The 21,783-nt window shown below is 39.0% G+C and carries 23 protein-coding genes; 7 read left to right on the top strand and 16 right to left on the bottom strand.

Annotation, left to right across the window (positions count from 1 at the left end):
• Positions 1-46 precede the first annotated feature (46 nt).
• The 4 genes from HMPREF9965_RS03495 (at position 47) to HMPREF9965_RS03480 (ending at position 4,160) form a co-directional block, all read left to right on the top strand.
• On the top strand, positions 47-1,339 hold the full coding sequence (locus tag HMPREF9965_RS03495) for a sugar ABC transporter permease (RefSeq protein ID WP_000414944.1): 1,293 nt from the start codon (positions 47-49) through the stop codon (positions 1,337-1,339).
• Position 1,340: 1 nt separating this feature from the next.
• Positions 1,341-2,183 carry a sugar ABC transporter permease gene (locus HMPREF9965_RS03490; RefSeq protein ID WP_001065640.1) on the top strand — a complete coding sequence of 281 codons (843 nt, stop codon included), beginning with the start codon at positions 1,341-1,343 and terminating at the stop codon, positions 2,181-2,183.
• A gap of 180 nt (positions 2,184-2,363) precedes the next feature.
• Positions 2,364-3,164 carry a DUF1189 domain-containing protein gene (locus HMPREF9965_RS03485; protein WP_000938241.1) on the top strand — a complete coding sequence of 267 codons (801 nt, stop codon included), beginning with the start codon at positions 2,364-2,366 and terminating at the stop codon, positions 3,162-3,164.
• Between the two features lie 9 nt (positions 3,165-3,173).
• Positions 3,174-4,160 carry a LacI family DNA-binding transcriptional regulator gene (locus HMPREF9965_RS03480; protein WP_001145431.1) on the top strand — a complete coding sequence of 329 codons (987 nt, stop codon included), beginning with the start codon at positions 3,174-3,176 and terminating at the stop codon, positions 4,158-4,160.
• 30 nt (positions 4,161-4,190) lie between these two features.
• Here the strand turns inward: HMPREF9965_RS03480 and HMPREF9965_RS03475 are convergent, their stop codons facing one another.
• The 14 genes from HMPREF9965_RS03475 to HMPREF9965_RS03410 all read right to left on the bottom strand — a co-directional run bounded on the left by HMPREF9965_RS03475 (position 4,191) and on the right by HMPREF9965_RS03410 (position 15,174).
• Entirely contained in the window at positions 4,191-5,132 is a 942-nt protein-coding gene (locus HMPREF9965_RS03475) for a YitT family protein (RefSeq protein ID WP_000806303.1), read from the bottom strand.
• A complete protein-coding gene (aspS, locus tag HMPREF9965_RS03470; protein WP_000830903.1) occupies positions 5,110-6,873 on the bottom strand; it encodes an aspartate--tRNA ligase in 1,764 nt (587 codons plus the stop codon). The genes HMPREF9965_RS03475 and aspS overlap by 23 nt, the downstream gene beginning before the upstream one ends.
• A gap of 151 nt (positions 6,874-7,024) precedes the next feature.
• Positions 7,025-7,243 (bottom strand): hypothetical protein, encoded by a 219-nt coding sequence (locus tag HMPREF9965_RS03465; protein WP_000832190.1) that lies wholly within the window; start codon positions 7,241-7,243, stop codon positions 7,025-7,027.
• 17 nt (positions 7,244-7,260) lie between these two features.
• Complete coding sequence (locus tag HMPREF9965_RS03460; protein WP_000771222.1) at positions 7,261-7,902, bottom strand: CPBP family intramembrane glutamic endopeptidase; 642 nt, start codon at positions 7,900-7,902, stop codon at positions 7,261-7,263.
• Between the two features lie 9 nt (positions 7,903-7,911).
• Positions 7,912-8,610 (bottom strand): ABC transporter permease, encoded by a 699-nt coding sequence (locus HMPREF9965_RS03455; RefSeq protein ID WP_000488853.1) that lies wholly within the window; start codon positions 8,608-8,610, stop codon positions 7,912-7,914.
• On the bottom strand, positions 8,603-9,427 hold the full coding sequence (locus tag HMPREF9965_RS03450) for an ABC transporter ATP-binding protein (RefSeq protein WP_000621669.1): 825 nt from the start codon (positions 9,425-9,427) through the stop codon (positions 8,603-8,605). Before HMPREF9965_RS03450 ends, HMPREF9965_RS03455 begins: the two co-directional genes overlap by 8 nt.
• Before the next feature lie 10 nt (positions 9,428-9,437).
• Entirely contained in the window at positions 9,438-10,172 is a 735-nt protein-coding gene (locus tag HMPREF9965_RS03445; RefSeq protein WP_000730202.1) for a DUF3169 family protein, read from the bottom strand.
• Between the two features lie 13 nt (positions 10,173-10,185).
• Entirely contained in the window at positions 10,186-10,536 is a 351-nt protein-coding gene (locus tag HMPREF9965_RS03440; RefSeq protein ID WP_000713851.1) for a PspC domain-containing protein, read from the bottom strand.
• A gap of 2 nt (positions 10,537-10,538) precedes the next feature.
• Positions 10,539-10,736, bottom strand: coding sequence for a hypothetical protein (locus HMPREF9965_RS03435; RefSeq protein ID WP_001046133.1), 198 nt, complete (start codon positions 10,734-10,736; stop codon positions 10,539-10,541).
• Positions 10,736-10,942 carry a helix-turn-helix transcriptional regulator gene (locus tag HMPREF9965_RS03430; RefSeq protein WP_001176229.1) on the bottom strand — a complete coding sequence of 69 codons (207 nt, stop codon included), beginning with the start codon at positions 10,940-10,942 and terminating at the stop codon, positions 10,736-10,738. The genes HMPREF9965_RS03435 and HMPREF9965_RS03430 overlap by 1 nt, the downstream gene beginning before the upstream one ends.
• A 9-nt stretch (positions 10,943-10,951) precedes the next feature.
• Positions 10,952-11,233 (bottom strand): hypothetical protein, encoded by a 282-nt coding sequence (locus HMPREF9965_RS03425; protein WP_000291473.1) that lies wholly within the window; start codon positions 11,231-11,233, stop codon positions 10,952-10,954.
• A 183-nt stretch (positions 11,234-11,416) separates the two neighbouring features.
• On the bottom strand, positions 11,417-12,697 hold the full coding sequence (gene hisS / locus HMPREF9965_RS03420; RefSeq protein ID WP_000775844.1) for a histidine--tRNA ligase: 1,281 nt from the start codon (positions 12,695-12,697) through the stop codon (positions 11,417-11,419).
• A gap of 76 nt (positions 12,698-12,773) precedes the next feature.
• Positions 12,774-14,021, bottom strand: a complete 1,248-nt coding sequence (locus HMPREF9965_RS03415) for a hypothetical protein (RefSeq protein ID WP_000770632.1) — start codon at positions 14,019-14,021, stop codon at positions 12,774-12,776.
• 301 nt (positions 14,022-14,322) lie between these two features.
• Entirely contained in the window at positions 14,323-15,174 is an 852-nt protein-coding gene (locus HMPREF9965_RS03410) for a helix-turn-helix domain-containing protein (RefSeq protein ID WP_000434990.1), read from the bottom strand.
• A gap of 123 nt (positions 15,175-15,297) precedes the next feature.
• On the opposite strand from HMPREF9965_RS03410, the gene HMPREF9965_RS03405 reads away from it, so the two are divergent.
• The gene (locus HMPREF9965_RS03405; RefSeq protein ID WP_001204049.1) at positions 15,298-15,639 is read left to right on the top strand and encodes a metal-sulfur cluster assembly factor; all 342 of its coding nucleotides are present in this window, start codon (positions 15,298-15,300) and stop codon (positions 15,637-15,639) included.
• A gap of 166 nt (positions 15,640-15,805) precedes the next feature.
• Here the strand turns inward: HMPREF9965_RS03405 and ilvD are convergent, their stop codons facing one another.
• The gene (gene ilvD / locus HMPREF9965_RS03400; RefSeq protein ID WP_000137343.1) at positions 15,806-17,509 is read right to left on the bottom strand and encodes a dihydroxy-acid dehydratase; all 1,704 of its coding nucleotides are present in this window, start codon (positions 17,507-17,509) and stop codon (positions 15,806-15,808) included.
• A gap of 220 nt (positions 17,510-17,729) precedes the next feature.
• On the opposite strand from ilvD, the gene rpmF reads away from it, so the two are divergent.
• Positions 17,730-17,912, top strand: a complete 183-nt coding sequence (gene rpmF / locus HMPREF9965_RS03395; protein ID WP_000290417.1) for a 50S ribosomal protein L32 — start codon at positions 17,730-17,732, stop codon at positions 17,910-17,912.
• Positions 17,913-17,927: 15 nt separating this feature from the next.
• Positions 17,928-18,077 (top strand): 50S ribosomal protein L33, encoded by a 150-nt coding sequence (rpmG, locus tag HMPREF9965_RS03390; RefSeq protein ID WP_001265622.1) that lies wholly within the window; start codon positions 17,928-17,930, stop codon positions 18,075-18,077.
• Positions 18,078-18,753: 676 nt separating this feature from the next.
• Here rpmG and HMPREF9965_RS03385 read toward each other — a convergent pair.
• A complete protein-coding gene (locus HMPREF9965_RS03385; RefSeq protein WP_000960341.1) occupies positions 18,754-21,621 on the bottom strand; it encodes an NACHT domain-containing protein in 2,868 nt (955 codons plus the stop codon).
• Between the last annotated feature and the right edge of the window lie 162 nt (positions 21,622-21,783).

Raw genomic sequence — 21,783 nt, 5'->3', positions numbered from 1 at the left:
GCGATTGAACCCGAGTTTTATCTCGCATCCTATGAAAGGAGTAATCATGGAAAAACAACAGCCTCGCAAAGCAGCCTTGCTGTCAATCATTCCTGGTTTAGGACAAATCTATAACAAACAAAAAGCTAAAGGATTTATTTTCCTTGGTGTTACCGTTCTATTTGTTCTGTATTTTCTAACACTTGCAAGCCCTGAATTGAGCAATTTGATCACACTTGGTGTGAAACCTGGTCGTGACAATTCACTTTTCATGCTGATTCGTGGTGCCTTCCACTCTATCTTTGTTGTCGTCTACCTGCTCTTTTATATCTTTAATATCAAGGACGCACATACGACTGCTAAACGTATCAACAATGGTATTCCTGTAGCTCGTACCTTCAAGGATATGATTAAAGGTATTTATGAGAATGGATTCCCATACCTTTTGATTATCCCATCGTATGTAGCGATGACATTTGCGATTATCTTCCCAGTTATCGTAACCTTGATGATCGCCTTTACCAACTATGACTTCCAACACTTGCCACCAAACAAATTGTTGGACTGGGTTGGTTTGACTAACTTCACAAATATCTGGAGCTTAAGTACCTTCCGTTCAGCCTTTGGTTCCGTTCTTTCTTGGACCATTATCTGGGCTTTGTCTGCTTCTACTTTGCAGATTGTTATTGGTATCTTCACCGCTATCATTGCTAATCAACCATTTATCAAAGGAAAACGTATCTTTGGTGTTATTTTCCTTCTTCCTTGGGCTGTTCCAGCCTTCATCACTATCTTGACATTCTCAAACATGTTTAATGATAGTGTCGGTGCCATCAACACCCAAGTCTTGCCTCTTTTGTCTAAGGTCCTTCCCTTCCTAGATGGAGCTCTTATCCCTTGGAAAACAAATCCAACTTGGACTAAGGTTGCCTTGATTATGATGCAAGGTTGGCTTGGATTCCCATACATCTACGTTTTGACCTTGGGTATCTTGCAGTCTATTCCTAACGACCTCTACGAAGCGGCTTACATCGATGGTGCTAATGCTTGGCAAAAATTCCGCAACATCACTTTCCCTATGATCTTGGCTGTTGCAGCACCAACATTGATCAGCCAATACACCTTCAACTTTAACAACTTCTCTATCATGTATCTCTTTAATGGTGGAGGTCCTGGTACTGTCGGAGGCGGAGCTGGTTCAACTGATATCTTGATTTCATGGATTTACCGTTTGACAACAGGTACATCTCCTCAATACTCTATGGCGGCAGCTGTTACCTTGATTATCTCAATCATTGTCATCTCTATCTCTATGATCGCATTCAAGAAACTACACGCATTTGATATGGAGGACGTCTAAGATGAATAACTCAATCAAACTCAAACGTAGACTGACTCAAACCCTCACTTACCTCTACTTGATTGGCCTATCAATCGTGATCATCTACCCACTCTTGATCACCATCATGTCCGCCTTCAAAGCAGGTAACGTCGCAGCCTTTAAACTAGATACTAACATCGACTTCAATTTTGATAACTTTAAAGGGCTCTTCACCGAAACCTTGTATGGCACTTGGTACCTTAATACTTTGATTATTGCCTTTATCACAATGGCTGTTCAAACAAGTATCATCGTACTTGCAGGTTACGCCTACAGTCGTTACAACTTCTTGGCTCGTAAGCAAAGTTTGGTCTTCTTCTTGATTATCCAAATGGTGCCAACTATGGCCGCTTTGACAGCCTTCTTCGTTATGGCACTTATGTTGAACGCCCTTAACCATAGCTGGTTCCTCATCTTCCTCTATGTCGGTGGAGGTATCCCGATGAATGCTTGGCTCATGAAAGGCTACTTCGATACCGTGCCAATGTCTCTAGACGAATCTGCAAAACTAGATGGTGCTGGACACTTCCGCCGCTTCTGGCAAATTGTTCTCCCACTCGTTCGCCCAATGGTGGCTGTACAAGCTCTATGGGCCTTCATGGGACCTTTCGGAGACTATATCCTCTCTAGTTTCTTGCTTCGTGAGAAAGAATACTTTACTGTTGCCGTTGGTCTCCAAACCTTCGTTAGCAATGTGAAAAACATGAAGATCGCCTACTTCTCAGCAGGTGCTATCCTCATCGCCCTTCCAATCTGTATTCTCTTCTTCTTCCTACAAAAGAACTTTGTTTCAGGACTTACAAGTGGTGGCGACAAGGGATAATTTATCCCCGCCACCCTTTTTCATTTTGGATCTTACTTGTAAAGTTGAAAGATTAGACACAAGACCACAAATAGTAGCAAAATCCGCTTTTCAAAAAGCAATTTCTCTACTAGACTTGAAATAAAGCACATTTCTCTATATAATAATACTCATATAGAAAACACTTTTAGAAAGATGCCTATGCTTCCATATCCATTCTCGTATTTCTCTAGTATCTGGGGATTTCGTAAGCCCCTATCAAAACGTTTCGGCCTCAACTGGTTTCAGCTTCTCTTTACTAGCATTTTCCTCATCAGTTTGTCTATGGTTCCAATTGCCATTCAAAACAGCTCGCAGGAGACGTATCCACTGGATACTTTTATCGATAATGTCTACACTCCACTGACAGATGAAGCCATCATGGACTTGTCAGAGAATGCACAAATCGTAGATGGAAAGCTGAACTACTCAGGCACTAAGAATCAGCAGCCTTCTCTTTTGATTGGTCCAAGTCTAAGCAAGGAATTGCCAAAGGATTTGCAACTTCATTTTGATACGGAAGAACTCGTCATCAGTAAGGAAAGTAAGGAATTGACTCGCATTCGCTACCACGCGATTCAGACCGAGAGCTTCCATAGTAAGGAAAGTTTGACCCAGGCTATTTCTAAAGACTGGTACCAACAGAACCGTGTCTATATCAGTCTCTTTCTCGTCCTTGGTGCTAGCTTCCTCTTTGGATTGAATTTCTTCATTGTCTCTCTTGGAGCTAGTCTTCTCCTTTATATCACCAAAAAATCACGCCTCTTTTCATTTAGAACCTTTAAAGAGTGCTACCATTTTATCTTGAACTGTTTAGGATTACCAACTCTGATTACGCTTGTTTTGGGACTTTTTGGCCAAAATATGACAACCCTGATCACTGTACAAAATATTCTTTTTGTTCTTTATCTGGTCGCTATCTTTTATAAAACACATTACCGCGATCCAGATTATCATAAATAGGAGATTTTTATGCCCGTTACGATTAAAGATGTGGCCAAGGCTGCAGGTGTCTCACCTTCAACCGTAACCCGCGTTATTCAAAACAAATCAACAATTAGTGATGAAACCAAAAAACGAGTTCGCAAGGCTATGAAGGAACTTAACTACCATCCCAATCTCAATGCTCGTAGCCTAGTTAGCAGCTATACTCAAGTTATCGGTTTGGTGCTTCCTGATGACTCGGATGCCTTTTACCAAAATCCTTTCTTCCCGTCGGTCCTTCGTGGTATCGCCCAAGTCGCATCTGAAAACCACTACGCTATTCAGATCGCGACGGGGAAAGATGAGAAGGAGCGTCTCAATGCTATTTCTCAGATGGTTTATGGCAAACGTGTCGATGGTCTGATCTTCCTCTATGCTCAAGAAGAAGATCCACTGGTCAAGCTCGTAGCGGAGGAACAGTTCCCTTTCCTTATCCTCGGAAAATCCATTTCACCCTTTATCCCTCTTGTTGATAATGACAATGTACAAGCTGGTTTTGATGCAACCGAGTATTTCATCAAAAAAGGATGCAGACGGATCGCCTTTATCGGAGGAACCAAGAAACTTTTCGTTACACAAGACCGTCTAAGAGGTTACGAATTAGCTCTCAAACAACACCAACTTTCGATTGATACTAACCTGACTTACTTTGCAAATGAATTTCTAGAAGAAAAAGGTTATCAGTTCAGTGAACTCCTGTTCAATCACGATCCGCAGATTGACGCTATCATCACCACTGACAGTCTCCTAGCGGAAGGAGTTTGTGACTACATCAGTAAGCATCAGTTAACTGTTCCTGTCTTGAGTTTTGACTCTGTCAATCCACGACTGGACCTCGTAGCTTATGTCGATATCAATAGTCTGGAACTTGGACGTGTTTCCTTTGAAACCATTCTCCAAATCATCAACGATGCTAAAAACAATAAACAGATTTGTTACCGTCAGTTGATTGCCCACAAAATTATCGAAAAATAAATACCAGCCTCAAGGCTGGTATTTTGACTATTAATTGTCTGTTTCTACGAATCGTCCTAGGATGTGGACATTTTCGGATACAGAGACAAAGGCTGTCGGATCGACCTGTTTCATGATGTGTTTAAAATCATTAAACTCTGCTCGTGTGATAACCGTAATCAAGACTGCTTTTCTCTCATGATTATAGGTTCCTTCTGCATCGTGGATCATGGTTGCTCCGCGGTGCAATTTTTTATGGATTTTTTCGATTACCTTGTCAGGATTATTGGTCACAATCATGGCCTGCATCCGTTTTTGCTTGGTAAAGACCGCATCTGTCACACGACTGGATACAAAAATGGTAATCATGGAATAGAGGGCGTATTTCCAACCAAAGGTCAGACCTGCTATCAGCATGATGGTTCCATTTACCAGGAAAGAAATACTACCGACATTTCTTCCTGTTTTCTTTCGAATGGTGAGACTGACGATATCTGTACCTCCGCTAGAAATATTGTTACGGAGCGCAAAACCAATCCCCAAGCCCATGACAACACCCCCAAAAAGGGCATTGATAATGGGATCCTCTGTCAAGATCACAACTGGCACAAGCTGGATAAAGAGGGAACTCATGGATACTGTGATAAAGGTAAAGATTGTAAACTTATGCCCAATCTGATACCAAGCCAAAATCATCAACGGAAAATTAATAGCATAAAAGGTTAGCGATATCGGAATGTAAAACCCAAACCAGTGATGACTCAAGGCAGAGATAATCTGTGCCAGACCCGTCGCACCACTGGAGTAAACGTGTCCTGGTTGAAAAAAGAAATTGACTGCTACTGCTGACAAAAAGCCATAAACCAGAGAAGCCGATACTTTCTCATCATATTTTTCCCGAGAGATACTTTGTAAAACTCGTAAGATTTTTATCTGATAAGCAAAGCGGCGCAGATAATAGCGCCACCGCTTAGTTCGTTTCGCTTGTTTCATCTTGTTCTACTTGTAGACTGAGTTCTTCTAGTTGTTTGAGAGCGACTGTTGATGGGGCTTGTGTCATTGGATCCGTCGCCTTGTTATTCTTAGGAAAGGCAATGACTTCACGGATATTTTCTTCTCCTGCTAAGAGCATGACAAAGCGGTCAAGACCGATAGCCAAACCACCGTGGGGTGGGAAACCATAGTCCATGGCTTCCAATAGGAAACCAAACTGGTCATTGGCTTCTTCAGCTGAGAAACCAAGAGCCTGGAACATGCGTTCTTGAAGGTCTTTTTGGTTGATACGAAGACTACCACCACCAAGCTCATAACCGTTCAAGACGATATCGTAAGCAATGGCACGAACTTTAGCCAAATCACCTTCTAGTTCGTGAGCTGTGTCTGCCTGCGGAAGAGTAAATGGATGGTGGGCGCTCATGTAGCGACCTTCTTCTTCAGACCATTCAAACATCGGCCAGTCAACAATCCAAAGGAAGTTAAATTTGTCGCTATCAATCAAATCAAGCTCTTTAGCAATACGACCACGAAGGGCACCGAGCGTTGCATTGGCCACTTCAAGCGTATCCGCCACAAAGAGAACCAAGTCCTTATCTTTAAGACCAAGTGCTGCAATCAAGTCTGCTTGGATGCCCGTCAAGAATTTAGCAACTGGCCCATTCAATTCACCACCAACAACCTTAACCCAAGCAAGACCTTTAGCCCCGTACTGCTTGGCTACTTCGGTCATCTTGTCGATATCTTTACGTGAATAATTGTCCGCAGCCCCTTTAACCACAATGGCTTTCACAGCAGGTGCTTCTGAAAAGACTTTGAAGTCTACACCTTTGACCACTTCTGTCAAGTCCCGAAGCAACATGTCAAAACGAGTATCAGGCTTGTCAGAACCATAAAGAGCCATCGCGTCATCGTACTTCATACGAGGGAATGGAAGGCTCACTTCAATCCCTTTCGTTTCCTTCATCACGCGCGCAATCAAGCCTTCTGTGATATCTTGGATCTCTTGCTCTGTAAGGAATGAAGTTTCCAAGTCGACCTGGGTAAATTCAGGCTGGCGGTCTCCACGCAAGTCTTCGTCACGGAAACATTTGACGATTTGGTAGTAACGGTCAAATCCAGCATTCATCAACAACTGCTTGGTAATCTGTGGACTTTGAGGAAGAGCGTAGAAACGCCCTTTGTTGACACGAGATGGAACCAAATAGTCACGCGCCCCTTCTGGCGTTGATTTAGAAAGGAATGGCGTCTCCACATCGATAAACTCCAACTCATCCAAGTAATTACGGATAGAGTGCGTTACTTTAGCCCGAAGTTTAAGATTTTCCAACATTTCTGGACGACGAAGGTCAAGGTAACGGTAACGTAGACGTGTATCGTCATTTGCCTCAATACCATCCTTAATCTCAAAAGGTGTTGTTTTGGCTGTATTGAGCACTGTCAGAGCCCTTACGTTCAACTCAACTGCTCCAGTTGGCAATTTATCATTTGCTTGCTCACGCGCCACAACCTGACCCGTCACCTCGATGACAAATTCGCTGCGAAGGCTTTCAGCTGTTGCCATAACCTCTGCTGAAACTTTTTCAGGGTTGATAACCAACTGCATGATTCCTTCACGGTCACGAAGGTCGATAAAGATCAAACCACCAAGGTCACGACGACGGCCAACCCATCCTTTCAAGGTAATTTCTTGTCCGATATGTTCCTCACGAACACGACCAGCATACATACTACGTTTCATGTTTTCTCTCCTCTTTTATTCTGTTACTATTTTACCATAAAAGCGCAGGCTCTTCATGAAAATCAGCAGAAAAGTTTGATTGACTTTAGGAATCAAAACAAACAGACAAAAAATCCGATGAAAACGTCATCGGATTCCCTAAATATGATTTTTAACCTTTTTTTCGCTTTTCGGCAATCTCAGCTGCCTTTTTGGGTAGGACAATCTCCGTCGCATAAGCCGAAGCAAAACGTAAGATTCCAGCAATAGGCGCAAAAACCACTGCTAGATAGTTGTAAAAGAAATCGCCTTTAAAGGCATAGGCAAGGCCCCCAATAATAAAGAAGAGAACGACTGCCTGTATCACTGCTAATAAAATTACTCGTTTCATGTGACCTCCTGACTCTATTATAGCATGAGTATCATCAAAAAGCCGATTAAATTATTCAAAGCATGTAAAGAAATGCTATAAAGAAGACCTTTTCGGCTCACATAAGCCAATCCCAAACTCAATCCCAGACTGGCATAGACTAAAAACTGTTGCAAACTACCTGGAAAATGAATCAAGGCAAAAAGCACACTCGATACGAGGAGAAATAAAGCTGTCTGTTTGCTGTTGTTCTGCTTAGAAAAGAGATAGCGCGCTAACATCCCTCTAAAGATGAGTTCTTCCGTTAGAGGAGCAAAGACCACCACCATAAAGAAACCAAAGACAGGCTGAGCAACTGTCAGTTGTGATACGATTTGTTGATTGACCGACGGATCATCTGGCAAAAAGAACTGGGCTGTAATCGCCACTAGCAAAACCAGAGTAGGCAACCAGATATAACGATTAAAAACTGTCGTCTGGATGCTAACCTTTTCTGTCTGATACCACTTGTAAACTCCATAAACATAGGCCCCTGACAGGACGATATAGAGTGGCAAGACTCCAAAGATTGAAGCCCCTAGTCCAAGAGCTGACAGCGCCATACTCTGAACCAGACCATAGCCAAAGAAAAAGGATAGGACAGCTAGAAGAAACCAGCCAAGATTTTTAAGTAATTTCATATGAGGCTCCTATTTTCCTTTATAACTATTTTTCAATACAAAGAGATTTGCTATTCCTAGCACAACTACCCAGGCAAGTAACATACCAATATTAGAAAAAGAGATTTCCCCACCTTTTTTATTTAAAAGATTTGCAATAGGACCAATGAACGAGTAATCCAACACTTTTTGAACCGTATCATTTTGAAGAGCAATTATAGGTAAAAAAGAGACAATTAACATAGGAAAGATACTATAGACTTGCGCTTTAGACTGAGTATCTGACACCGCACCGATTAGAAGGTTGAGAAAAATAATACTAATAGTTGCTAGGATCAAATAGATAACATAGGCAAATAAGTAACCTGATACATCTACTTTAAGATAGATTGGTAGTAAAATCATTCCAAGCAACATAATCAACAAAGGTAGAACAAGCATACTGAAAGTATATTCTGTTGCTGTCACACCACTTAGAATGAGTGATTTAAGATTGCGCTTTTCCTTATCTTCTGCCATCATAATCGATACCATAAAACCACTTCCCATACTCAAGACCATTGTCAAACTCGTAGAGAGGAGAAACATACTCAATTCTCCATTCTTATTTAAGAATTCATTTTGTAGAATAGTTATTCCAAAAGGCATCAATAGAGTCGCCAACAAAGTTGAATTGCTGATAAGAACTTGTAATCTTAACCATAGTAGGGCATTTAATTTTCTAAACATCTAACTTTTCTCCTGTCAATCTAATAAAGATTTCTTCTAAAGTCGGTTCACAAGAATGAACAGCTATCAGATCTGTCGTATACAGATGAGGCAATTCTTCAAAAGAAACCACTTGTTCGCGTCCATCTTGATAGTTTAAACGAACCTTTTTATCCACATGGTATTTCTGGATAATCTCTTGTGGACTACCATACTCAATCAAGTTCCCCTTATTTAAAAGAGAGAGGCGATCGCAAAGCAAGGTTGCTTCATTCATATCGTGGGTTGTTAAAAAGATCGTTGTTCCAGTCTGCTTTAATTCTTGTAAGAGAGCATGAATCGATTTTGAAGTGGTAGGATCAAGACCACTTGTTGGCTCATCTAGAAAGAGGATTTCGGGAGCATTTAGAAGAGCACGAGCCAAGAACATTCGCTGTTTCATACCTGTAGATAGTTTTTCCGCGATAAGATTTTTAGCATCTGATAACCCAACTTGATCAAGCACTGTATCTACTCTAGAAGCTTTAAGGCCATATAATTTTGCATAAATGAGCAGATTTTTATAGAGACTCATCTTTTCATAAAAACCACTGTTATCACTAACAATCCCGATTTGTTCCAAATCATTTGAAGTCAAATTTCGAGAGGACTTTCCTAGGAGAACGGTCTCCCCCTGATCTGCAGCTAACTGCCCCGTCAGAACATTGATCATGGTTGTTTTACCTGAACCTGAGGGACCTAGGAAACCAAAGATTTCACCTTCTTGAATCTCAAAAGAAATATGATTCAGAGCTTTCTTGCCTCCAAAACTTTTGCTTACATTTTCAACACGAATCATAGGAACTCCTTTATTTGAAATAGCGTTTTACCATAGGTAATTGCATCACATTGATATAAATATGTATCGCTCCTACAAGCAAGAAGGCTAGTAACTGAATCTCTCCTGTCAGTAAGGAAAAGAGATCAATCAAAAAGTAGAGACCTGGCAAGACATACTGGTTTAATTGGAATAAAATCCGAAAACTCTGTTCCAAATTAGCCTGACGCTCCCCTTCATCATAGGAGTTTATGTAGTCCAAGACATCCTTTGGTGTAGAGAAGAATTCCAAATCAAACTGACGAACGATCGCAATGGTCTTATAGAGATATTTTTGAGCACTGAAAATCATCACTAATGCCAAAAAAGAAAGAGATAATGTTAGATGGCTTGCATTTAGTACAATTACTTCACTACCTGAGATGAAAAGAGCTAATAAAATCGCTACGCCTGTTATATTAAAAGCAATGGTTCCAAACTCAAGATTACGATACATTTGCACATAATAGGTTTCATTCAGATCATCATCCATTTCCTCTTGATACAAGGAGTGAAACTTTCTACTTTTCTTTAAGAAATTGAACGTCAAAACAATGCCAACGAAACCTAATAGTAAACAAATAGCTGATAGCCATGGAATCACGGTTTTGACATCTAAAATGCTTCCATAGTTTTCGGTATAGGCCTTAAACATCCCTGCAAACATGCCCAAGAAGCCTCCCAAGATAACAGCCATTAAAAATAACAATCCACGTTTCTTTTTCATATTCATCCTCTTTCTAAACTAGTCCAACCAACCACTGACCAAACGCTTTGCCTGATTCAAAAATAGATGTCAATCCCTCTGAACCAAGTGATACTAAAATCAAACAAACAGCAAACAAGAGAATAGCTTGGTTTCTCGCTTTTTTTGCTCCATCTCCCAAGGGTTCATTGCCAAGCCAACCTGCTAGATAAGCATAGAGAGTTACTGTTATAATCCCAATCTCTGTCGAAGAGAGAAACAGCAAGACTGTCACCAAACGAACGATATTGGCTTGAATGTTAAAATAATTGCCTAAACCTGCACAAACACCTGCAAGTTCTTTGTGTTCAGTATCTACTTGAAAATCTGCTAAAAACTTTTTCATATTCATTCTCCTTTTTCACTTGCTAGATTTTTGGTTTTCTTTTCAATCCATTCAACTACTGGGATGAGAGCAAAGTAGGCCCAAACAAATTGGTCACTTTGATACGGATTAAACCAGCCTAAGTCCATCCCAATCAGTAGAAATACGCTGACTAATAGAGCTATCGCAACTACATAATATATCACTTTATACTTGTTCATCACTCGTCCTCCTCCAAGCGAAATACTGATTCGACTGTTTCGTTGAAAATCTGGGATATTTTCAAAGCAATCACAATGGACGGGGTGTATTCGTCCCGTTCTAATAGACTGATGGTCTGTCTGGAAACCCCTGCTAGCTTAGCTAGGTCGGTTTGATTGAGACCATCGCGAGCTCGAAGCTCTTTTAGACGATTTTTAAGTTGCATGTTACACACCTACTCTCCGTCAAATTCAACGGTTTGGATATCCTCAATGCGTTGTAGTTTGAATTTTTCTTTTCCTTTTTTATCAACACGACGTAGCTTGACCCATTCCTCATCAACATCCACAACTTCCCAGTTATCTGTTCCAAAAACTTGTCCAACGATTGTCGGTGTTTTCCCAATCAATTCTTTTAATAATCTTGACATTTCTATATTTCCTTTCTGTTTTTGCTCAATTCTTTTGATTTTATTCTCTAGTTTCTTGACCTTTTGGAAATGGTAGATATAATACATAATCACAAGAGGTACAAATCCTAATGCTCACATAATCGTTCCTTTCTCCTTTTCTCTTAACTTGCTTACATTGTAACACATCTTTTTCTTTTTGACAATAATATTTGTCAAAAAGTTTATGATTTTTGTCATTTTGTAAAAGAAAAAGGTCAGGAATAAGATCCTGACCAGTTTTAAATACTATTAAAATCCTAATTTTTCAAAAATTTCTGAGAAGTTTTGGCTGATGGTCTCAAGTGACACTTGAACTTCTTCTCGAGTTTGGTTGTTCTTAACTGTCACTTGTCCGCTTTCGACTTCACTCTCGCCTAGGGTGATAAGAGTCTTAGCCGCAAAGACATCGGCTGACTTGAACTGAGCTTTAAGCTTCCGGTTAAGGTAATCACGCTCTGCTTTGAAACCTTGTTGGCGAAGAGCCTGTACCAATTCCAAGGACTTGACATTTGCTCCTTCACCCAAGACTGCGATATAGACATCTAGGGCATTTTCGATAGGGAGAGTCGCACCTTGCTTTTCAAGGATGAGAAGCAGGCGCTCTACACCAAGTCCAAAACCAAATCCAGCGGTCTCAGGTCCACCAAAGTAGGCAACCAAGCCATCGTAGCGACCACCTGCACAGACCGTCAAGTCATTGTCCTCAATCTCTGTGATAAATTCAAAAATCGTGTGGTTGTAGTAATCCAGACCACGCACCATATTGGTATCGATGATGTAATCTACTCCAAGATTTTCCAACATCTGACGCACAGCATCAAAGTGAGCTTGGCTTTCTTCATCAAGGAAATCCAAGATAGACGGAGCATTCTCCACTGCCACCTTGTCTTCTTTCTCCTTAGAGTCCAAGACACGAAGAGGATTTTCCTCCAAGCGACGTTGGCTATCCTTAGACAAGGTCTCCTTGAGCGGTGTCAAGTAGTCGATCAAAGCCTGACGATAGGCCGCACGACTCTCAGGATTTCCAAGAGTGTTGAGGTGTAATTTGACACCTTGGATGCCGATTTCTTTCAAGAAATGAGCTGCCATAGCGATTGTTTCCACATCGGTAGCTGGATTGCTAGAGCCAAAACACTCAACGCCAATCTGGTGGAATTGGCGCAAACGTCCTGCCTGTGGACGCTCATAACGGAACATTGGGCCCATGTAGTAGAACTTACTTGGCTTTTGCACTTCTGGGGCGAAGAGTTTATTTTCCACATAGGAACGGACAACGGGCGCAGTTCCTTCTGGACGAAGGGTGATATGGCGGTCACCCTTGTCATAGAAATCGTACATTTCCTTGGTTACGATATCCGTTGTATCTCCGACAGAGCGACTGATGACCTCGTAATGCTCAAAAATAGGCGTACGCACTTCTGCATAGTTATAGCGCTTGAAAATTTCACGGGCAAAGCCCTCAACGTACTGCCACTTGGCAGATTCAGCAGGTAAAATATCCTGCGTTCCTTTTGGTTTTTGTAATTTCATAGGAAATCCTCTTTAAACTTAATAGTCTTATTTTACCATAAATAGAGGGATTAAAACAGTGAGAAAAAATTAGAATTCAAATGTCATTTTTGAGATTAAGACTCGTCAGAAGGATAGCCAGCAAGGAAAGTCCAACAAATAAGATCCAGGTCAACTGCATATCCCATACGGCTACAAGTGAAAAACAGGCTGTTCCCACAGGAATAGAGAGGGTAAAGAGAAGATTTAAAAAATTGCTGGTACGAGCTAGAACCTCTGGAGCTAGATTTTTCATGAGCATGGCACTAATCTTTGGTGAAACTTTACCAGACACATACAGAGTTAAAAAGAGAAATAGTAAACCAAGCACAACTTGATTGAATAAATTAGCTAGACCAACTAGACTGAGTCCTAAGGTCGCCCACATCATCAATCTAGGCAAGGACTGCTTCCCAAAATAATCATTGCCCGTAAGGCTACTGATGATGATTGCTACTAAAACACAGACTTGATTGATAAATAGTGCCTCTGTGTAAGAAAAATTCAAGAGTGAATGGCTCAAAAAGAAGATGTTATAAATGCCTCCCAAAGCACCACCCAAGGCATTGATAAGCAAGACAGCAAAGAGCATAAAACCAAAGTTTTTCTGTCCACTTTTAAGAAAAACGAGATGTAAATTTCGGTAAATCGATAGAAACTGATCTTTGATAGAAAGAGTCTCATTTTTCAGTAATTCACCATCAGGAGATGAAATTGATAGGCTTAATTTGCTTTTTCCTAAAAAGAGAATAGCGGCTGATACTAGGAAAAAACAGGCATTGATTCCCGCAACGAGAGAAAAATTATTGACCGATAGCCCTAAGAGCCAGACTCCGAAAGCTTGACCACCAATAGCTGAAATATAGGTGATAAACTGGGAAAAAGAATAAGCCTCCATCAAATCATTTTCAGCTACCTTTTCCTTAATAAGAGGCATGCGCAAACCACCAGCAAAATCACTGATTATATCACTAATGACATTGATTAAACACAGGCTAGAAAAGGCAAATAAACTAGCTTGCTGAACAACTAAAGCTGCTAGAAAAAATAAAACTGCCTGAAACAAACCGCTATAGACCATCCATTTGACCTTGTCCCTCGTGTAATCTGCCCGAATCCCTACAAAAACTGTAAAGAGAGTCGGAAGAATCATCACAATATTCGCCATAGCAACAGCAAAAGAGGCTTGTGGTAAAGTTGATGCATAGACGATAAATACCAGGTTGAAAATCGAAGCACCAAAAGCATTGAAGAATCGTGACAAAGTCAAGAGACGATAAGCTTGATTTCTAAACAATAATTTCATAGATAATCTCCCTTCTTGTTCGAATACTCAATGAAAATCAAAGAGCAAACTAGGAAGCTAGCCGAAGGCTGTACTTGAGTACGGCAAGGTGAAGCTGACGTGGTTTGAATTTGATTTTCGAAGAGTATAAGTTCTATATAAAGTATGACTATAGTATAGCACTTATGAATTAGCGAAAAAATTTTTTGAATATATGCAACAAAAAAATAAGCAAAAAACGATAGAACTTCTTTAATAACCTGAGAGAGGTCAAGAGTTTTATCGCTTCAAATTTCAAATTATTTTCTTACCTTGCAGATATTCAAGCATCAGTCGTTTTTCTATAGTATTCGGCAGATTTGTTACAGCCAAGCATCTCAAAAATACGGACAGCATCTTCCATCTTTTTTTGTCCTTCTTTAACTCTTCCTTGCTTGCTATCAAGGAGACCTTCCGCCCACAAATAGACAATTCGGAAATAGGTCTCGTTTTCCTTGTAGAAATGCTCTTCGATAACACGTTTAAAATAAGAGGCATTGGTAAATTCTTCACACTCAATGCTGGCTAAAAAACCATTCAGTAGCATGGTGTGAAATAGGTGCCGATTTCCCTTCATTTCCATTAGAAAATCAGATTTTCGGACCATTTCTCGTACATATCTAGTGAAAAGAGGAACAGATAAGAGTGGGGAACTAACTGAGAACAAATTGAGTTCATAGTTCCCCCAAATCTCGGTAGAAAACAGGTAATCATGAAGGACTTTCCCTTCCTCTGTTGTTAACTCTACCGTTTCATCCATGCTCTTCATATAAGACTTGATCATAATGGCATTTAGAATATGTTTCTGTTTGTTTTGAGAATTGGCATACTTTTGATACTCCTTACGATACAGGTCTTCGAGAGGTGCTATATTCTTTGGATCCAAGACATCTATGATTTCTTTTCTCAACTCAGAATCGGTATCATAGTGAAAACCTCTCGCTAGGAAGAGGATTTCCTCCACACTCGCAGATATATTTTCCAGTGCAGATAGAAACTTTTCCACTGAAAGCTCACTCTGACCTGTTTCAAATCGGGACAACATGGACGGCGAAAATTGTCCCCCAGTTGCTTGTCTCAGCGAGATATTTCTTGACTCTCGTAATTGTCTAAAGACTTTTCCAATCTGCTCCATAGACTTCCCCTTAATTGAGTATTTTCTTCATTTTATCATATTTTTCAGAAAATTCATCAAAAACTTGCCAAATTGTCAGAATTATGAGAAAATAGAGGATATTTATCACGTGGAGGGACTGCTATGAGAGACGATATCAAAATCAATGACCGCGCTTTGGCCATACAAGACCAAATTATTGAAAAACTAGAGAGGGTTTTTGATACAGATGTGGAATTGGATGTTTACAATCTGGGCTTGATTTATGAAATCAATCTGAACGAAACAGGTCTCTGCAAGATTGTCATGACTTTCACTGATACTGCCTGTGATTGCGCCGAAAGCCTGCCTATCGAAATCGTCGCAGGTCTGAAACAGATCGAGGGCATCGAAGATGTCAAGGTTGAAGTTACTTGGTCTCCTGCCTGGAAGATCACACGAATCAGTCGCTACGGCCGTATTGCCCTTGGACTGCCACCTCGTTAATACTCTTCAAAAATCAAATTCAAACCACGTCAGTGTCGGCTTGTCGTACTCAAGTACTGCCTGCGCCTAGCTTTCTAGTTTGCTCTTTGATTTTTATTGAGTATAAGCAGGCAAATCACTTTTGAAGATGAAAAGAAGCAAGCCGAAAATGGCTTGCTTTTCTTGTTTATTTTTTACCTGACTTGTCCATATTCCAGAAGTCTGTCACGGCTCCGCGTGAAGCAGATGATACGATATGGGCGTATTTACCGAGGACACCTCGACTGTAAAGTGGTGGCAAGGTTGTTTCTGCCTTGCGTTTTTCAAGTTCTTCTTCGGATACGGCCATGGAAATTTCTTTGGTATCCTGGTCAACCGTAACGATATCCCCTGTACGGAGGTAGGCAATTGGTCCACCATCCTGAGCTTCAGGAGCGATATGTCCGACAACCAGACCATATGTACCACCAGAGAAACGTCCGTCTGTTAAAAGGGCAACCTTGTCTCCTTGACCTTTACCAACGATCATTGATGAAAGTGATAGCATCTCAGGCATACCAGGACCACCCTTAGGTCCAACGAAACGCACAACGACTACATCGCCATCAACGATTTCATCTGTCAGAACGGCCTGGATAGCATCTTCTTCTGAGTCAAAGACCTTAGCTGGTCCAACGTGGCGACGCACTTTAACACCTGATACTTTAGCAACCGCGCCGTCAGGGGCAAGGTTCCCGTTCAAGATGATAAGCGGACCGTCTGCACGTTTTGGATTTTCAAGTGGCATGATGACTTTTTGACCTGGTGTAAGGTCTGCAAAGTCAGCCAAGTTCTCAGCGACTGTCTTACCAGTACATGTAATGCGGTCGCCATGAAGGAAGCCATTTGCCAGCAAGTACTTCATAACCGCAGGTACTCCACCGACTTCGTAGAGGTCTTGGAAGACATACTGACCAGATGGTTTCAAGTCGGCCAAGTGAGGAACGCGTTCTTGGATCGTATTGAAGTCCTCAAGTGACAAATCAACATTAGCCGCATGGGCAATGGCAAGCAAGTGAAGAGTGGCATTAGTAGAACCACCGAGAGCCATGGTTACTGTGATAGCATCTTCAAAGGCTTCACGAGTCAAGATATCTGATGGTTTGAGACCAAGCTCCAGCATCTTGACAACAGCACGTCCTGCTGCTTCGATATCTTCTTTCTTGTCAGCTGATTCAGCTGGGTGAGATGAAGATCCTGGCAAACTCATACCGAGAACTTCGATAGCAGTCGCCATAGTATTAGCTGTATACATACCACCACAGCCACCAGGGCCAGGGCAGGCATTACATTCGAGACGCTTGACGTCCTCAGCTGTCATGTCACCGTGGTTCCACTTACCGATTCCTTCAAATACCGAAACCAAATCGATGTCTTTTCCATCAAGATTTCCCGGTGCAATGGTTCCACCATAGGCGAAAATAGCTGGAATATCCATATTGGCAATGGCAATCATAGAACCAGGCATGTTCTTGTCACAGCCACCGATAGCGACGAAGGCATCCACGTTGTGACCACCCATAGCCGCCTCGATGGAGTCCGCGATGATGTCACGAGATGTTAGAGAGAAACGCATACCAGGAGTTCCCATGGCAATCCCGTCTGCTACGGTAATGGTTCCAAACTGTACCGGCCAAGCGCCCGCAGATTTGACACCTTCTTTAGCCAATTTCCCAAAATCATGCAAGTGAATGTTACATGGTGTATTTTCCGCCCAAGTTGAAATCACTCCCACAATCGGTGTTTCAAAGTCCTTATCTGTCATACCAGTCGCACGAAGCATGGCACGGTTTGGTGATTTAACCATACTGTCATAAATGCTACTGCGGTGACGTTTATCTAATTCTGTCATCTTATCCCTCCCATTTCAGTTTTTACCATTATAGCACAATTTTCGCATGAAGAACAGAATAAAATTCTTGAATTTTCAGAAAATTCCGATTAACAACTTCTAATTTTTTCATCTTTTTTTGTCAAGTAACTTTACTTTACAAAAAAAATGTGTTATCCTAGTATGGTTGATGAAAATCAGTAGATTGAATCGAATATAAATACCTAAAGGAGAAATCAAAATGGCAGTACCTGCACGTCGCACTTCAAAAGCGAAGAAAAACAAACGTCGTACACACTACAAAGTAACAGCTCCATCTGTAAACTTTGACGAAACTACTGGAGATTACTCACGTTCTCACCGCGTATCACTTAAAGGATACTACAAAGGACGTAAAATCGCTAAAGCTGCATCAGCTGAATAATAGAAGGGAGATACCATGCGCGTAAATATTACACTTGAACACAAAGAATCTGGTGAACGCTTGTACCTTACTTCTAAAAACAAACGTAACACTCCAGACCGTCTTCAATTGAAGAAATACTCACCAAAACTTCGCAAACACGTTGTGTTTACAGAAGTGAAATAAGGGTTCACTACACGTCAATAGACTTTAGAAACCTTGATTTAAAGCAATTCTTGAAATTCAAGATTTCACTACATTGCAACATAAATCAATCGAATCACTACCTTTTATGAAATAAGAAACTGATTCGTTTATTTAAAAAAAAGAGGAACTTTAGTGTCAAGCTCCTCTTTTTTATTTGTTCTTTTACTTACAAATCGTAAGACCTGGTTTTGAAAGTATGGGCTTCAGTTGGACTAAAAATGGCGTAATATCAAGGCTTTTCAGAACGATATATACTTATTCATTTCATGAAATTTGAATCAATATTTTTTTAATAGGGGAATAGTTTAGTTCTGTAAAAATTAACTTCTACACCCACAAAGATTAATCTGATGGACTTTATAACAGTCCAAGCAAAAAAAGTAGAGAAAAAGGTAGAGATTGAAATAATAGTAGAAATTCAGCGATCACAGTTTCCCTCTCTATATTTTAATCACTCTGATAACTCTGTTTCCACCTTGTATTTTCGTTATACAGTTACTTAAATCTTGAGCGTACAAAAACTTACTCAAATTGACGAATAATAAAGATTGAATATTGTTAGTCTATGAATTATCCACCTGTTTTTCTAAATGGATTATTAAAACTGTATATTAAGCTCTAACTACTCAAAAATATTATTTTGAAAACTGATTTGTTACATTTTTCCGAATATCTCTTCTAAACTCTTTTCTATTTCTTTATGAACATAATCACTTAATGGTGTATTTCCACTAGAATTTCTTGAGAATAAAAGAGTTGAAAAATCACTACTACGACTAGAAACATCTTTAGGGACTCTGTTTAATGAGTGATAGCTTTGTAGTATTTCATCATATATTTTTTCATAACACTTACTTAAATCACCTAGCGATACTTCAATTAAATTTTTATCTCCGGAATATGCCACATGATAATAACCTATCCACGGATTTCTTTCATCATCCTTATAAGTGACCAGTAGTTTGTATGGCATATCTTGAATTTTCGAAAAATATCTATAAATATTTGGAAAGTTATATTTTACCATTTCCAAATAACTCGCCTCGGCGAAATTTAAAAATGTCTCAACTATTTTTATTTTTCTTTTTGTAGAATATAAGTTCATTACTAAGCCATTTGACTCTGAATATTCTCTATCACGATCAGGTATGACAAAACTTCTATAATCTACATCAGACTGCAGCAAAATAGTTATCAGTTTATTTAAACTAAACAGCTCTACTCCTTCAGAAGTAGTATAACTTGCAACCTCAGGACAATCTTGAAGGATTTCATCTATCCTTTTTCTAACATTTTTACTCATTAAAGATATTTCATCAATATCTTTAAGCCAAGGTAATTTATTTTTTATTTCTTTCAAAAGTTCACATAAAATATAATTACTTGCAGGTAATGATTTCTTTTCTAAAATAGTTTTCAGATTATCTTTAATAATATCTATTGCTATTTTTCTACCACTATCTCCTATAAGGCCTGATAATTCTAAGTTTGTACTACGCTGAACCATTTGAGTCGTTTTAAAAAAGATAGTAGCCTGATATTCTTGAATCGCTTGACTCAACAATTCAGCGCTGATAATTTTTACATCTGGAACGCCTTTGTCCACGATATCAAACCAATAATAAAGGGTGTTTTCTTCCATACCTCCAGCAATTCCTATTTTTGATTCCAATCTACAATTTTCCATGATAAATGGTTCAAATTGCTCTGATATAGAGGAGAAATAGTTTTCTACTATAAATTTATATGTTTTGAGAATCTCTGATAATATTCTTTCTACATTATCTTCCCTAGAGAAATCTGTAATCCCATTACTCCTCAATAAATCATTTTTAGAATTAACACATTCAACATAAAGAGGCAAGTTATGTTGTAGAATAAAATCTAAAAATTTATCCTGCTCTTCAATGGTTGAAAACAATCCAGAGATAAAAATGACTACTTCTCGCCATTCTTCATTATGGATAAGTTTTTCTAGAAGTGCTGTATCTGATGAAACTATTAGGTTATTTGTAATATAGTATGCAGCACAAAACTCCTTAAATAGCTTATGAGAAAAAGTAATTCTATCTGAAGTACTAAAAATTCCAAAATTTATAAAATAATCAATTAGATTTCTTTTATTTGGTGTAGAAACTGGATAAGCACTTATTATTTTATCTACTTCACTGTATGTAAAACTAGATTGATTAAAATTCTCGTAAGAAAATTTACCAAAAAGATTTAATGTTTCATGAAGGGATAATTCTGAATAACTATTTTTGTAGCGATAATTCTTTTCGAAATACTCTGTAAAAATTTGGGTTCTATTAAGCAACTCTTTATTCTGTCTATCAGTCAGAATAGTCTTACCAATTTTATACAATAAAGGGTTCCTAAACAGTTCAAGATATGCTTTAGGAAACTTGCTATACTCCCAAAGTCTAATTAAACTACTTTGAATTATACTATCGGAAAGACTTGTTAGAAAGAAACTCTTTTCTTCTCCAAGCTCATGATTATATCGATTATTTCGTGTTGTGAAAAAGAAAAAATTTTGATTATATTGTGTCATTAATTGATTTGCTTCAGAAAAAAATTTTAATCTCTTTCTCTCATCCACAATATCATCAATCCCGTCGAAGAACAATGCCAATTGATTATTAACAAATAGCTGATTAATGGCTTGTTTAGAGTTTCCTTCACAGAATGGTTCCATTTTCGATTGAATAATCTCGAATAATGTTCCTAAACTACCCCCATACTCTATTAATGGAACATAGACAGGAATTAATTGATAGGTAGAATATTTTGTACACAATTGATTTATTAGCTTAAAAGTTTCAAATGTTTTCCCAAATCCTGCTTCTCCTTTTAATACAACTTTATGGTGTTGTAAAAGGATATCTAACGAGTCTTTCACCTTACTGTCTACTGTATCCTGAAATAGATAACGATCAAAATAGTCAGACTGAACAAATGAAGCACTAGACGTTTCTAACATGGTTTTAATATAGAGGTATATTCTAAAATTTCCATTTACAACCTGCTTTAACATTGCATTACTATCATCCACAGTCGCCGATATGTACTGTAACCGTCTGTCTAATCCATCAACAATCTCTCTAATAGTTCGACACAGTGCTTGTGATTCAGAAGTACCGATTTTATTAAGTTGTTTAAATATGACTTCAAAATATTTTTGAAGAATTTGTTTTAAATCCCCATCATATAGTTTATATTTAGGATATTTTTCAATAAACAAATTGATGTAAAAATCTACTGATTGATTTATTGTTTTCGATTGCAAAACATCTTGGTTAAGAAAATTTTTTATTATCTTTTCAAGAACATTTTGTTCAATTAAAAATCTATCAAAATCAAGATAATATATCCTATCTCCATATTTCTCTAATATCGAGACTTCGACTTCATTTTTTAGTTTTTTACTGAAAAGCTTCAGTCTTAACTTCCCAAATACTCCTCTAAAATAATTTCCTAGTTCTTCTATCAGTAAGTTTTCTATTAAAGAAATAACAAGCATACATAATCTCCTTCTATATTCGATAGTATTCCATGTAAGCATTATCCAATGCTTTTTTAATATCTCAATTTTATCTCTGATACTAGTATTTTTAGATTTTTGATGAAGATATAAATTATCAACAGCATTTGAAACAGTAGTTACTAAGCCAAGTGCCGATTA

It is taken from the genome of Streptococcus mitis bv. 2 str. SK95 (genome assembly GCF_000222705.1).
GTDB classification, from domain to species: Bacteria; Bacillota; Bacilli; order Lactobacillales; family Streptococcaceae; genus Streptococcus; species Streptococcus mitis_AY.
The sequence above is the reverse complement of the archived record's forward strand: the minus strand, read 5'-3'. Positions and strand labels throughout refer to the sequence as shown.

Bases quoted from the DNA above. Each gene is read 5' to 3' on its own strand.
- HMPREF9965_RS03495 (WP_000414944.1), top strand. From the start codon at position 47: ATGGAAAAACAACAGCCTCGCAAAGCAGCCTTGCTGTCAATCATTCCT.
- HMPREF9965_RS03490 (WP_001065640.1), top strand. From the start codon at position 1,341: ATGAATAACTCAATCAAACTCAAACGTAGACTGACTCAAACCCTCACT.
- HMPREF9965_RS03485 (WP_000938241.1), top strand. From the start codon at position 2,364: ATGCTTCCATATCCATTCTCGTATTTCTCTAGTATCTGGGGATTTCGT.
- HMPREF9965_RS03480 (WP_001145431.1), top strand. From the start codon at position 3,174: ATGCCCGTTACGATTAAAGATGTGGCCAAGGCTGCAGGTGTCTCACCT.
- HMPREF9965_RS03475 (WP_000806303.1), bottom strand. From the start codon at position 5,132: ATGAAACAAGCGAAACGAACTAAGCGGTGGCGCTATTATCTGCGCCGC.
- aspS (WP_000830903.1), bottom strand. From the start codon at position 6,873: ATGAAACGTAGTATGTATGCTGGTCGTGTTCGTGAGGAACATATCGGA.
- HMPREF9965_RS03465 (WP_000832190.1), bottom strand. From the start codon at position 7,243: ATGAAACGAGTAATTTTATTAGCAGTGATACAGGCAGTCGTTCTCTTC.
- HMPREF9965_RS03460 (WP_000771222.1), bottom strand. From the start codon at position 7,902: ATGAAATTACTTAAAAATCTTGGCTGGTTTCTTCTAGCTGTCCTATCC.
- HMPREF9965_RS03455 (WP_000488853.1), bottom strand. From the start codon at position 8,610: ATGTTTAGAAAATTAAATGCCCTACTATGGTTAAGATTACAAGTTCTT.
- HMPREF9965_RS03450 (WP_000621669.1), bottom strand. From the start codon at position 9,427: ATGATTCGTGTTGAAAATGTAAGCAAAAGTTTTGGAGGCAAGAAAGCT.
- HMPREF9965_RS03445 (WP_000730202.1), bottom strand. From the start codon at position 10,172: ATGAAAAAGAAACGTGGATTGTTATTTTTAATGGCTGTTATCTTGGGA.
- HMPREF9965_RS03440 (WP_000713851.1), bottom strand. From the start codon at position 10,536: ATGAAAAAGTTTTTAGCAGATTTTCAAGTAGATACTGAACACAAAGAA.
- HMPREF9965_RS03435 (WP_001046133.1), bottom strand. From the start codon at position 10,736: ATGAACAAGTATAAAGTGATATATTATGTAGTTGCGATAGCTCTATTA.
- HMPREF9965_RS03430 (WP_001176229.1), bottom strand. From the start codon at position 10,942: ATGCAACTTAAAAATCGTCTAAAAGAGCTTCGAGCTCGCGATGGTCTC.
- HMPREF9965_RS03425 (WP_000291473.1), bottom strand. From the start codon at position 11,233: ATGTATTATATCTACCATTTCCAAAAGGTCAAGAAACTAGAGAATAAA.
- hisS (WP_000775844.1), bottom strand. From the start codon at position 12,697: ATGAAATTACAAAAACCAAAAGGAACGCAGGATATTTTACCTGCTGAA.
- HMPREF9965_RS03415 (WP_000770632.1), bottom strand. From the start codon at position 14,021: ATGAAATTATTGTTTAGAAATCAAGCTTATCGTCTCTTGACTTTGTCA.
- HMPREF9965_RS03410 (WP_000434990.1), bottom strand. From the start codon at position 15,174: ATGGAGCAGATTGGAAAAGTCTTTAGACAATTACGAGAGTCAAGAAAT.
- HMPREF9965_RS03405 (WP_001204049.1), top strand. From the start codon at position 15,298: ATGAGAGACGATATCAAAATCAATGACCGCGCTTTGGCCATACAAGAC.
- ilvD (WP_000137343.1), bottom strand. From the start codon at position 17,509: ATGACAGAATTAGATAAACGTCACCGCAGTAGCATTTATGACAGTATG.
- rpmF (WP_000290417.1), top strand. From the start codon at position 17,730: ATGGCAGTACCTGCACGTCGCACTTCAAAAGCGAAGAAAAACAAACGT.
- rpmG (WP_001265622.1), top strand. From the start codon at position 17,928: ATGCGCGTAAATATTACACTTGAACACAAAGAATCTGGTGAACGCTTG.
- HMPREF9965_RS03385 (WP_000960341.1), bottom strand. From the start codon at position 21,621: ATGCTTGTTATTTCTTTAATAGAAAACTTACTGATAGAAGAACTAGGA.